This is a genomic window from Stenotrophomonas sp. 05N423 (assembly GCF_056397145.1).
In genome coordinates this window covers 194917-207123 of record NZ_JBFTMV010000001.1, presented here as the reverse complement: position 1 = coordinate 207123, position 12207 = coordinate 194917, and the positions used below count along the sequence as shown (strand labels likewise).

Sequence of the window (12207 nt, the reverse complement as noted above, 5' to 3'; positions counted from 1 at the left end):
TTTCCAGGCACCGCTGCACGCCCCAGCGGATCACGCCACGCGGTCGTCCCCATGCCGATCCGTACCTTGGTGGACGACGGAGCATCGCCCCGCAGAAGCGCACCTCAGTGCGCGATGGGGCTTTGCCGGGGAAGGCCATATCGCGCGCTGAAGTGCACTCCTGCGGGATGCGGAATGCAGAAGGGGCGGAGATCGCTCTCCGCCCCCTCCACTACATCGCGTATCGAGCCGCTCAGCCGCGCCGCGCGCAGTACACCGCGTGTGCCGGCAACACCAGTCCGCCGTCTTCGACATGGCCGGCAACCGGGCCGGGGACGTCCAGCACCTGCCACGGGCCGGCCGGCAGCACATGCCGCACCGGTGCGGACGACAGATTGAACGCCAGCAGCAGGGTCTCGCCTTCAAGCGTGCGCTCGAACATCAGCACCGGCTCGGCGCTGTCGAGGAAGCGGATCGCGCCGCCCGTCAGCGCCGGCTGCGTGTGGCGCCAGGCCAGGAAGGCGCGGAAGGCGTTGAGCACCGACTCAGGCGCGGCTTCCTGCGCCTGCACCGACAGCGCGCGGTGTTCGGCCGGAATCGGCAGCCACGGGGTGCCGCTGCTGAAACCGGCCAGTTCGGCGCAGGTCCATGGCATCGGCGTGCGGCAGCCGTCGCGGCCCTTGAAGTTCGGCCAGAAGGTGATGCCGTAGGGGTCCTGCAGCGCCTCGAACGGCACGTCGGCCTCCCCCAGGCCCAGTTCCTCGCCCTGGTAGATGCACACCGAACCGCGCAGCGAGCACACCAGCGCGGCCAGCATCTTCGCCATCGCCGGCTCGGCCGGGGTGCCGCCCCAGCGCGTCACTGCGCGCTGCACGTCGTGGTTGGACACGGCCCAGCATGGCCAGCCGTCGCCCATCGTCGCTTCCAGCTTCTCCACCGTGGCGCGGATGTAGCCGGCGCTGTAGTCGTCCACCAGCAGCTCGAAGCTGTAGCCCATGTGCAGGCGGCCCGGCGCGGTGTACTCGGCGGTGGTCGCCAGCGAATCCTCGGAGGAAATCTCGCCCAGCGTCACCGCCCCCGGGTACTGGTCCAGCAGCGCGCGCAGGTGTTCGAGGAAACCGACGTTCTCCGGCCGGGTGTTGTTGTAGTAGTGGTACTGGAACGCATAGGGGTTGTCCGGGCTGAAGCCGCGGCCCACGCGCTCGCTCTCCGGCTTGGCCGGGTTGTCGCGCAGCTGCGCGTCGTGGAAGCAGAAGTTGATCGAATCCAGGCGGAAGCCGTCGACGCCGCGGTCCAGCCAGAACTTCACGTAGTCCAGCGTGGCCTGCTGCACCGCCGGGTTGTGGAAATTCAGGTCCGGCTGCGAGGACAGGAAGTTGTGCAGGTAGTACTGGCGCCGGCGCGGCTCCCACTTCCAGGCCACGCCACCGAAGATCGACAGCCAGTTGTTGGGCGGCGTGCCGTCGGCACGCGCATCGGCCCACACGTACCAGTCGGCCCTGGGGTTGTCGCGGCTCTGTCGGCTTTCGCGGAACCAGTCGTGCTGGTCGGAGGTGTGGCTGAACACCTGGTCGATCATCACCTTCAGGCCCAGCGCGTGCGCCTTCGCCAGCAGGCGGTCGAAGTCGTCCAGCGTGCCGAACAGCGGATCGACATCGCGCTGGTCGGCGATGTCGTAGCCGAAATCGGCCATCGGCGAACGGAAGAACGGCGACACCCAGATCGCATCCACGCCCAGCGAGGCGATGTAGTCGAGCCGGTCGATGATGCCCGGCAGGTCGCCGACGCCATCGCCGTCGGTGTCCAGGAAGCTGCGCGGGTAGATCTGGTAGATGACGGCGCCCCGCCACCAGGGAGTGTTCGACATCGAGCGCCCCTCCGGGCTGTGCGTGCCCTCGGCGGGGCATGGATGAACCCGGCCAGCTTAGCGGCGGCACCGGAGCCATGGCGCGCAGTGCATACGTATTCACGGCCGCGCGGGCGCTCACGCCCGGTCGTCGGCGCCACCGCCTATAATTGCCCCACGCCCCCCGACGCCATCGCATGAGCATCGCCGAAGACCTCCGCCCCGCGCTGGGCCTGCCCGCCATCCAGACCCTCGCCGCCCCGGACATGGCCGCCGTCGATGCCCTGATCCGCCATCGCCTGTCCTCGGACGTGGTGCTGATCAACCAGATCGCCGACCACATCATCTCCGCCGGCGGCAAGCGCCTGCGGCCGATGCTGGTGATGCTGGCCGGCCACGCCGCCGGCGGCGCCGGCCCCGAGCACCACCAGCTGGCGGCGATCATCGAGTTCATCCACACCTCCACCCTGCTGCACGACGACGTGGTGGACGAATCGGACCTGCGCCGCGGGCGCAGCACCGCCAATGCGCTGTGGGGCAATGCGCCCAGCGTGCTGGTAGGCGATTTCCTGTACTCGCGCAGCTTCCAGCTGATGGTCGAGCTGGACCGCATGCCGGTGATGCGCATCCTGGCCGACACCACCAACCGCATCGCCGAGGGCGAGGTGCTGCAGCTGCTGCACGTCCACAACCCGGACACCGACGAGGCCGCCTACCTGCGCGTGATCGAGCGCAAGACCGCGGTGCTGTTCGCTGCCGGCACCCGCCTGGGCGCGCTGGCCAGCGGCGCCGGCGAGGCCGTGCAGCAGCAGCTGTACGACTACGGCATGGCCCTGGGCTATGCGTTCCAGATCGCCGACGACGTGCTGGACTACTCGGCCAACGCCGAGGAACTGGGCAAGAATCTGGGCGACGACCTGGCCGAAGGCAAGGCGACGCTGCCGCTGATCCACGCGATGGCGCACTCGGACGCCGCCGTGCGCGAGCGCCTGCGCGAAATCGTGCAGGACGGCGACGCCGGGGCGATGCCGGAAGTGCTGGCCGCGATCCGCGCGACCGGCGGCCTGGAATACAGCCGCCAGCGCGCGGTGGAATACGCCGACGCCGCCGAACGCGCGCTCGACGGCCTGCCCGAAAGCGACGCGGTCGCCGCCCTGCGCGGCCTGGCCCGCTACGCGGTCGAGCGCAGCCACTGAACCCGGGTGACGGACCTGCAACGCTTCGGCGACGAAGAACGCGCCGTGCTGCTGGCGGTGAAAGGCGTCGGCGCCACCGTGGTGGCGCGGCTGGAACAGCTGGGCTTTCATACGCTGCGGCAACTGGCGCAGGCCGAACCCGGCGACATCGTCGCCCAGGCCTCGGCGATGCTCGGCAGCAGCTGCTGGCGCAACAGCCCGCAGGCCCGCGCCGCGATCGAAGGGGCCATCACCGCAGCACGCGGCCACGCGTAGGAACGGCTCCGGGTGGCCCCAGGCCATCAGCCGCGACGGGCCTTGTCGAAATACCGTAGCGGGTATCCGCTACGGTCGAAACCGCCCCATTGCGGCGGAAGCCACTCCTGCGGGAAGCCCGGCGCTCAATCGCCCAGCCGCTCTTCCAGGAAGTTGCCCATCATTTTCCACGCACGCCTGGCCGCCCGCGGGTCGTACACGCAGCCCGGCGGGCTGTTGGCGTCGGACTCGGCGAAGCAGTGCACCGCACCGCTGAAGTTGACGAACTGCCAGTCGGCGCCGGCGGCGTCCATTTCCCTGCCGAAACCGGCGATGTCCTCGACCGTCACGCCCTGGTCGGCGGCACCGTTGAGCACCAGCATCGGCACCTTGCCGCTGTGCGCGGCAGCCGGCGCCGGCGACGCCAGCCCGCCATGCAGGCTCACCACGCCGGCCAGCGGCATGCCCGCACGCGCCATTTCCAGCACGGTACTGCCGCCGAAGCAGAAACCGACCGCGGCTATGCGCGAGGCGTCCAGCGGCGCCTTGCCGGCCTGCACCTTCAATGCCTCCAGCGCGGCATGGGCGCGGGCGCGCAGGCGGGTGCGGTCCTTGAGCAGCGGCTGCGCGGCGGCGGCCGCTTCGGTGTTGTCCTTCGGCCGCACGGTGCTGCCGTAGACGTCGGCCACCAGCACCACGTAATCGTCGCCAGCGATGCGTTCGGCCTTCTCGATCGCCGAGGCGTTCACGCCACGCCAGTTCGGCACCATCACCACGCCCGGGCGCCGCGCATCGCCCTTGTCGTCATAGACCAGCACGCCGCTGTAGCGGGCACCGTCCAGCTGCCATTCCACCGGCCGCTGCTGCATCTTCGCCAGCGCCGGCATCGCCGCCGACGCGCACACCACCAGTAACGCCAACTGCCACTGCCGAACGGTTCGCATGGGGCCACTCCGGTTGGGGAATGGCGCGAGTCTATGCCTCATGCGGCAGGAAGGGGACGCAACCCTGTCGGGGCTTCACCGGGAATGCCCCGCCGGGCGCTGCCCGGCGCTACAGCCTGCACCATCAAGCGATGCCCAGCCCCGGAATCGCACTGATGCTGTCCGGGTCGAAGCCGGCCAGTGCGGCAAAGTGCCGGCCGCGCGCCACGTAGTCCTTGTAGGCGCCAAAGCTCGGCGCCCCCGGCGACAGCAGCACCACCCCGCCCTGCGCGCCCAGCGCGGCGCGCGCCAGTTCGACCGCGTGCGGCAGGTCGCTGGCGGCATGCAGGCCGAACCGGCCTTCATCGGCCAGCGGCCGCAGCAGGGCATGGATGCGCGGGCCGTTGCTGCCCATGGTGACGATCTCCACCGGCGCCTCATCGCGCATGTGCGCGGCGAAATCCTGCCAGTCCAGGCCGCGGTCGTGGCCGCCGACCAGCAGCGCGATGCGCTGCCCGGCGAAGCAGTCCAGCGCCGCCAGCGAGGCGTGCGGCGTGGTGCTGATCGAATCGTTGACCCAGCGCAGGCCGTCGCGCTCGCCCAGCAACTGCAGGCGGTTGGGCAGCGGGCGGAAGCTGCGCACCGCCGGCGCCAGCGCGACTGCGTCCAACCCCAGCGCTTCCAGCGCCGCCAGCACCGCGCACAGGTTGCCGCGGTTGTGACGGCCCGGCAGCGGTGTATCCGAGGTATCGAACACCGGCTGCGCACCGCGGTGCACCACCTCCCCGACCATGTGCCAGCCTTCGGGCTGGTTGAACCACACGATCTGGCTGTGCGGCAGCTGCAACGCACACAGATGGGCGTCGGTGGCATTGAGCACCGCCACGCGCGGATGGCCGCCGGTCACCAGCGCCAGCTTGTCGTCGATGTAGCGCTGCTCGCTGCCATGCCAGTCCAGGTGCTCGGGAAAAATGTTCAGCACGATCGCCACGTCCGGCCGCGCGCCGCTGCGCGCGACTTCGCCGGTCTGGTAGCTGGATAGCTCCACCGCCCAGTACTCCGGCGCCGGCTGCGGGTCCAGGACCTCCAGCAGCGGCAGGCCGATGTTGCCGGCCAGGCCGGTGCGGTGCCCGGCCGCGCGCAGCAGGTGCGCCAGCAGCGAGGTGGTGGTGCTCTTGCCCTTGGTGCCGGTCACGCACACCGTACCGGGCAGCGTGCCGTTGGCGCGCGCGTGCTCGCTGAACCACAGCGAGGTGCCGCCGATGAACTGCGTGCCACCTGCTGCAGCGGCCAATGCCTCGGGCTTGTACGGGCTGATGCCCGGCGATTTCACCACCACGTCGAAACGCGACAGGGCTGCGCCGGTCACGTCGGTTTCCACCTGCAGCGCACCGCCGGTCTCGGCGCGCGCGCCTTCGGCTTCTGCCTCGGGACAGAACAGCGTCAGCGGCAGCGCAGGCAGGCGTTCGCGCAGCACGCGGTAGGCCGCGCGGCCTTCGCGGCCCCAGCCCCACAGCGCGACGCGCCTGCCCTCAAGCTGCGAAATCCGCACGCAGGCGCTCCCACAGGGCAGCCGGGATGCGGTGCTCGCCATCGATCACCAGCAGCGGTTCGATCTTCAGTTCGTCGGCCGCAAGCGTCGGCTGGATCAGGCTGGCGAAGCGCTTGACCAGCACGTCTTCCTTCCATTCCGGACGCGCGGCCAGCGTCGCCATCGCCGCGCGCGACTCCCTGCCCTCGCCCACGCACTCGAACGGCTTGTGGTCCTGGAACTCCAGCAGCGCGTCGAAACCGCCAGCCTGCTCACCGTCGTCGAGCAGGTTGCGGCCGAAGATGCGCACCAGCCGGGTCTTGGGCATGAACGGCGCCAGCGCCAGGAACACGAAATGGCATTTCGGGCAGACGCCGCACCAGCGATTCACCGGGCGCTCGCCGAGGATGTGGAAATTGCGGTTGCAGCTGGAGAAGTGCGCGTCGTAGTAGTCGGTCTTCGCGAACTGCCGCGCCACCGCCAGCTCGGACAGCGGGCGCAGCAGCGAGTAGTAATGCAGGTCCGCGGCGACATGCCGCTGCACGTATTCGCCGAACGCCTTCTCGAACGCCCAGCCCTTGGACCACTGGTGGTTGACCTCGCCGGTGCCTGCAATCTGGCTGCCGTAGCTGGCCGAGCGCTCGTTGGAGAACACCACCTGGTCCACGCCCTGCACCAGCGCCGCCAGCACCATGATCGCCGAGTTCACCGCGGTCACCGGGATGTGGCCGTTCCACGCCCCCTGCCGGTTCAGTTCGAACAGTTCCGGCGCAAGCGTACGGCCAATGTTGAGCATCGGCAGGCCGGTGCGCTCGGCGCAGGCGCGGATCAGCTGCGAGCCGCCGATCCAGGTGACGGTCTCGCCAACGCCGGCGTGGCGCAGCGCCTCGATGCTGACCAGCGAATCCTTGCCGCCGCCGATGGCGACCAGCGCATGTCCGCGCAGGCCCAGCGATTGCGCCGGCTCCGCCTGCACGCCCACCGGCAGCTTGAACCGGCCGCGCAGGTTCAGGCCGTTGCGGTAGGCGAATTCGCCCAGGCCGTTGAGGTAGACCGCTTCCACCAGCGCCGCGGTATCGGCATCGATCGCGTAGCTGTCGATGGATACCTGCTCCGGCACCGCCGCCTTGTAGTAGCTCACGCCGGCGATCAGGTGCAGCAGGCGCAGGGCGCGCTGCACCGCCGCCGCGCGCTCGCCGTCCAATCGGAACGGCGCGCCCGGCACGGTGACGGTCTCGGTCATCTCCGGACCGTCGTCGAAGGCGTACACCAGCCGCGCCACGCCGGTATCCGCGGCGAAATCGCAGCGGACGAAACGGAAGCGGGAAACCTGGTCTTTGTCGAAAGCTGTCATGGCGTATCCGGAATCAAGCGGGGCGCTGCGTGCGGTGGCGGGCTGGCGCGGTAGAACGAAGCGGCATGCGGGGCACGGACATCATGGCGCATCGTCGATGATGTCCTCGCACGGCAGCGCGCGGTGGTTGTAGTGGCTGGCCATGCTGAAGCCGTAGGCGCCGGCGTCGGCGATCAGCATGACGTCATCCGGCACGGTGGTGGACGGCAGCTTCACCCGCTGCGCGAACACATCGCTGGATTCGCAGATCGGGCCGACCACGCTGAAATCCACGTCGCGCGCATCGTCCAGCCGCGACAGGTTGGCGATGTCGTGCCAGGCGTCGTACAGGGCCGGGCGCAGCAGCGCGTTCATGCCGGCATCCAGGCCGATGCGGTGCACGCCGTCCTTCTCCACCACCTGGGTGGTCCGCGCCAGCAGCACGCCGGCCTCGGCAACCAGGAAACGGCCCGGCTCGACCGCCAGCTGGAACGCCGGGTGCACCGCCTTGATCTCGGCCAGGCCGGCGGCCCAGGCATCGAGGTCGAACGGTTCGTCGTCGTCGCTGTAGGGCACCGGCAGGCCGCCGCCGATGTCGAGGATCTCCACGCTGCCGATGCGGCGCGCGAAGCCGGCCAGTTCGTCGACCATCTGCTTCCAGTGGCCGCTGTTCTCCACGCCGCTGCCCAGGTGCGCATGGATGCCGGTGACGCGCACGCCGATGCCGCGCGCCACGTCGAGGAACTCGTCCACGCGCTGCGCCGACAGGCCGAACTTGGCCTCCTTGCCGCCGGTGTTGACCTTCTTGTGGTGGCCATCGCCATGGCCCAGGTCGATGCGCAGCCACAGCGCGCGGTCGCGGAAAACCTCCGGCCAGCGCCGCAGCAGTTCGACGTTGTCGACGGTGACGTTGACGCCACGCGCCAGCGCGGCCGCGTACTCGGCGACCGGCGCGAAGCTCGGGGTGAACAGCACGCGCGACGGCGACAGCTCCGGCAGCGCGGCGAACACGTGCTCGACCTCGCCCAGCGACACGCATTCCAGGCCGAAGCCTTCCTCGACCAGCGCGCGCAGGATGGCCGGGTGCGGATTGGCCTTGATCGCGTAGTAACGGCGGTCCAGCGCCGCCACCACCTTCAACTGGCGGGCGCGCTCGCGCACCGTCGGCAGGTGGTAGACGTAGCGCGGCGTGCCCTGCGCGGCCAGCTCCAGCAGTTGCCGGCGCTGTGCCGGCGCGCGCCACCATGGCGTCGCGCGCGGACGCACGCTGCCGATGATCTCGCGCCAGCGTGGGCCGAATACCTGTTCCTCGTATACCGGCATGGCGCCGCTGTCGATCAGCTCGTCGTGCAGGATCGGCAGCAGGCCGTCGGCGTCGGCCTCGTCGATCACGAAGGTCAGGTTCAGGTCGTTGGACGACTGGCTGATCATGTGCACGCGCTCCTTGCCGAACGTGGCCCACACGTCGGAGAGCTTGTACAGCAGCGAGCGCATGCCGCGGCCGACCAGGGTGATGGCCGCGCACGGCACGATCACCTTGACCTTGCAGATTTCCGAGAGATCGGCCGACAGCGCCGCCAGCACGTCGGTGCTGACCAGGTTCTCGGACGGGTCGAGCGAGACGGTGACGTTGGTCTCGGCCGAACCGATCAGGTCCACCGACAGGCCATGTTTGCGGAACAGGTCGAACACGTCGGCGAGGAAGCCGACCTGCTGCCACATGCCGATGCCTTCCATCGACACCAGCACGATGCCGTTGCGGCGGCTGATCGCCTTGACCCCCGGCACCGGCTCGGCGCTGCCGTCGATGCTGGTGCCCGGCATGTGCGGGCGCTCGGTGTCGAGGATGGCCATCGGCACGCCGGCGTCGCGGCATGGCTTGATCGAGCGCGGATGCAGCACCTTGGCGCCGGTGGTGGCGATTTCCTGCGCTTCGTAATAGTCCAGCCGGGTGAGCAGGCGCGCGTCGGGCACGTCCTTCGGGTTGGCGCTGAACATGCCCGGTACGTCGGTCCAGATTTCCACGCGGCTGGCGCGCAGCAGCGCGCCGAAGTACGCAGCCGAGGTATCGGAGCCGCCGCGGCCGAGAATCGCCGTGCCGCCGTCGCCATGGCGGGCGATGAAGCCCTGGGTGATCAGCATGCGCGCCGGCTGCGCCGCGAAGCGCTGCCGGAAATCCGCATCGCCCTGCCATTGGCAGTTCACCGACAGGCGCTGCGACCACTCGGTCTGGTTCGGTGCCGGCGGCTGCGCGTGCAGCCACTGGCGCGCGTCCATCCAGCCGAAATCCAGCCCATTGCCGCGCAGATAGGCCGCGCCGATGGTGGAGGACAACAGTTCGCCCTGGCCCAGCACCCCGGCCTGCCAGTCCAGCGGGCGGACGGCCGCGCGCGGGTCGTCGAGCAGCGCCTGCAGCGCCGCCAGCCGTCCGGCCAGCACCTCGGTGCCCAGTTCCAGCTCGGCGAGGAATTCGTTGTGGCGCGCAACCAGCGCGGCGACCCGCGCATGGCTGTCGGCGGCGCCATCGGCGATGGCGGTCAGTTCATTGGTCACGCCCGACAACGCGGAAACCACCACCAGCACCCGGCCGCCGGTCTCGTCCGCACGTTTTTTCGCCAGTTCCCCGATCGTGTTCCAACGATGACGACGCGACACCGAAGTGCCACCGAACTTGAGAACGATCCAGCGATCGACGAGGGGGGAAGAGGACATTGGCGTGGGGGTTCACATTGGGGAGAAAGACCCGACGGGCGGGCGGAACCGCCGATTCTATAGCCATGCCCCGTCCCGCGGAGCCGCCGGTTCCGGGCGACAGCATTGCATCGCCGGTACTCCTGCCGTCCATGGGCACCTGCCCGCATCCGCGCAATGCTCGCGATGGAGGCGCGCCCGGCCTATGCTGGCCCGCCCCGCCCCTCCCGCCGCCATGACCGCACGCCGTTATCTGCAACTGGACGTCTTCGCCGCCCGCCCCGGTGCCGGCAACCCTCTGGCCGCCGTGATCGATGCCGATGGCCTGGACGATGCCGCCATGCAGGCCATCGCCGCGTGGCTGAACCTGTCCGAGACGGTGTTCTTCCTGCCGCCCGAGGCGGGCGCAGACTACCGCATCCGCATCTTCACCCCGAAGATGGAACTGCCCTTCGCCGGCCATCCCAGCGTCGGCGCGGCCTGGGCCGCGGTGGAACTGGGCCTGGCCACGCCCGACGACGAACGCCAGCTGGTCCAGCAATGCGCCGCCGGCCGGCTGCCGGTGCGCGTGCAGGGCAGCGGCCGTTTCCGCCTGCTGCACGTGCGCAGCCCGCAGGCAGTGCAGCGCGACATCGCCGCGCCGCCGCTGCCGCCCGGCCTGGCCGCGTTGGCGCATCCGGCCGCGGAACCGGCACTGTGGAACAACGGCCCGGACTGGTGGCTGCTGGAGGCAGCCGACGAGACCGCGCTGCGCCGCTACAGGCCCGAACTGGCCGCCATCGCCGCCCTGCCCGGCAACGGCAAGCTCGCCGTGTTCGCCCCGGCGGCACGGCCCGATGTCGGCTACCAGTACGTGGTGCGCGCCTTCGCCCCCGGCGTGGGCGTCGACGAGGACCCGGTGACCGGCAGCGCCAACGCGCTGGTCGCCGCGCACCTGCTCGCACAGGGCCGGCTCGCGCCGGGGCAGCAGTACCGCGCCAGCCAGGGCCGCGAGCGCGGCCGCAACGGCGAGGTCCACGTGCAGGTCGACGCCGATGGCCATGTCTGGATCGGCGGCGAGGTGCAGCCGGTCATCGACGGCCATCTCGACTGGTAACCCCCTCCCCTACGGAAACAACGCATGACCACCCGCCGCTTCCTGCAACTGGACGTCTTCGCCCCGCGCCCCGGCACCGGCAATCCGCTGGCCGTGGTGCTCGACGCCGACGGCCTGGACGATGCCGCCATGCAGGCCATCGCCCGCTGGACCCGCCTGCCGGAAACCACCTTCGTGTTCGCGCCCACCGCGCCGGGCAGCAGCTACCGCATCCGCATGTTCGCGCCGCAGAAGGAAGTGCCGTTCGCCGGCCATCCCAGCGTCGGCAGCGCACACGCGGTGCTGGAATGCGGTCTCGCCACGCCGGTCGACGGCCTGCTGGTGCAGGACGGCATCGCCGGCCAGCTGCCGCTGCGCGTGGACGAGGCCGATGGCCTGCGCCGCATCGCCATCCGCACGCCGCGCGCTTCAGTGGCGGAAATCGTCGAAGCCGACGATGCACGCCTGCATCCGGCCATTGCCGGCTGGACGCTGGGCGCGCTGCCGCCGGTGCTGATGGACGGCGGCCGCCGCTGGTGGCTGGTGGAACTGGCCGACGAAGCCACGCTGCGCGCCCTCGCTCCCGACTGGGACGCCATCGCCACGCTGGCCGAGGCCACCGGCGCGATGGGCGTGTTCGCCTATGCCCGCAGCAACGCCCCGTCTCATGACCTGGCCGTGCGCGCCTTCGTCGGCAATGGTCGCCGCTTCGAGGACGCCGCCTCCGGTGCCGCCAATGCCGTGCTCGCCGCGTGGCTGGACGAACGACACGCCCTGCCCGGCAACGGCAGGCGCTACATCGCCAGCCAGGGCCGCGAGGTCGGCCACGACGCGCTGCTGGAGCTGCGCATCGACGAGCGCGGCGAGGTGTGGTCCGGAGGACAGGTGCAGACGGTGATCCGCGGAACCATCGACTGGTAAGCCTGCGGAGAAGGAAACATGCAGCAACACGATGCTTTCGACATCCAATGCACCTGCGGCACGGTCACGATCCGGTTGAATGGCGCGCCTGCCGCCCGCGCGTACTGCCACTGCCGCGCATGCCAGGATTTCTACGGACTTCCGGTGCTCGCCGCCAATGCGTGGCCGCGCGACGCACTGTTGGTCACCCGGGGACAGGAACACCTGCTGGACTACCCGCATCCACGACTTCGGATGCAGCGGCACTACTGTGGCAATTGCGGGGAAACCCTGTTCGGTGGCAACCGCCTTGGCATGGCCGTCGTGCGGACGAACCTGATCGCACGCGCATTCAACGGTGAACTGCCGCCGGCCCACGCCCCGGCCTTCCACCTGTTCTATGCCTATCGCACGCTCGATGTGGACGACGCGCTACCCAAGTACCTGGAGGGCTGGGACGGACCGCTGTACCAACCCACCGGCGCACAGGGCAGCTGAT

10 protein-coding genes are annotated in these 12207 nt (G+C 70.1%); 5 read left to right on the top strand and 5 right to left on the bottom strand.

The features are described 5' to 3' along the window. Positions 1–232: 232 nt before the first annotated feature. On the bottom strand, positions 233–1846 hold the full coding sequence (locus AC1DGW_RS00940; RefSeq protein WP_478018780.1) for an alpha-glucosidase: 1614 nt from the start codon (positions 1844–1846) through the stop codon (positions 233–235). A 176-nt stretch (positions 1847–2022) separates the two neighbouring features. Here AC1DGW_RS00940 and AC1DGW_RS00935 point away from each other — a divergent pair, with 176 nt between their 5' ends. Next, positions 2023–3021 carry a polyprenyl synthetase family protein gene (locus tag AC1DGW_RS00935; RefSeq protein WP_478018779.1) on the top strand — a complete coding sequence of 333 codons (999 nt, stop codon included), beginning with the start codon at positions 2023–2025 and terminating at the stop codon, positions 3019–3021. Between the two features lie 6 nt (positions 3022–3027). Next, positions 3028–3276, top strand: a complete 249-nt coding sequence (locus AC1DGW_RS00930) for a helix-hairpin-helix domain-containing protein (protein WP_478018778.1) — start codon at positions 3028–3030, stop codon at positions 3274–3276. Between the two features lie 125 nt (positions 3277–3401). Here the strand turns inward: AC1DGW_RS00930 and AC1DGW_RS00925 are convergent, their stop codons facing one another. The 4 genes from AC1DGW_RS00925 to AC1DGW_RS00910 form a co-directional block, all read right to left on the bottom strand. After that, entirely contained in the window at positions 3402–4199 is a 798-nt protein-coding gene (locus AC1DGW_RS00925) for a dienelactone hydrolase family protein (RefSeq protein WP_478018776.1), read from the bottom strand. 124 nt (positions 4200–4323) lie between these two features. Beyond that, positions 4324–5730, bottom strand: coding sequence for a UDP-N-acetylmuramoyl-L-alanine--D-glutamate ligase (murD, locus tag AC1DGW_RS00920; protein WP_478018775.1), 1407 nt, complete (start codon positions 5728–5730; stop codon positions 4324–4326). Continuing rightward, entirely contained in the window at positions 5711–7063 is a 1353-nt protein-coding gene (gene murL, locus AC1DGW_RS00915; RefSeq protein WP_478018774.1) for a UDP-N-acetyl-alpha-D-muramoyl-L-alanyl-L-glutamate epimerase, read from the bottom strand. Before murL ends, murD begins: the two co-directional genes overlap by 20 nt. 81 nt (positions 7064–7144) lie before the next feature. After that, the gene (locus tag AC1DGW_RS00910) at positions 7145–9754 is read right to left on the bottom strand and encodes a bifunctional aspartate kinase/diaminopimelate decarboxylase (RefSeq protein WP_478018773.1); all 2610 of its coding nucleotides are present in this window, start codon (positions 9752–9754) and stop codon (positions 7145–7147) included. Positions 9755–9968: 214 nt separating this feature from the next. Here AC1DGW_RS00910 and AC1DGW_RS00905 point away from each other — a divergent pair, with 214 nt between their 5' ends. From AC1DGW_RS00905 to AC1DGW_RS00895, 3 genes are read left to right on the top strand one after another with little or no spacing between them, the layout of a single operon-like run. Then, on the top strand, positions 9969–10829 hold the full coding sequence (locus AC1DGW_RS00905; RefSeq protein WP_478018772.1) for a PhzF family phenazine biosynthesis protein: 861 nt from the start codon (positions 9969–9971) through the stop codon (positions 10827–10829). Between the two features lie 24 nt (positions 10830–10853). Next, on the top strand, positions 10854–11729 hold the full coding sequence (locus AC1DGW_RS00900) for a PhzF family phenazine biosynthesis protein (protein ID WP_478018771.1): 876 nt from the start codon (positions 10854–10856) through the stop codon (positions 11727–11729). Between the two features lie 18 nt (positions 11730–11747). Continuing rightward, the gene (locus AC1DGW_RS00895; RefSeq protein ID WP_478018770.1) at positions 11748–12206 is read left to right on the top strand and encodes a GFA family protein; all 459 of its coding nucleotides are present in this window, start codon (positions 11748–11750) and stop codon (positions 12204–12206) included. The last annotated feature ends 1 nt before the right edge of the window (position 12207 follow it).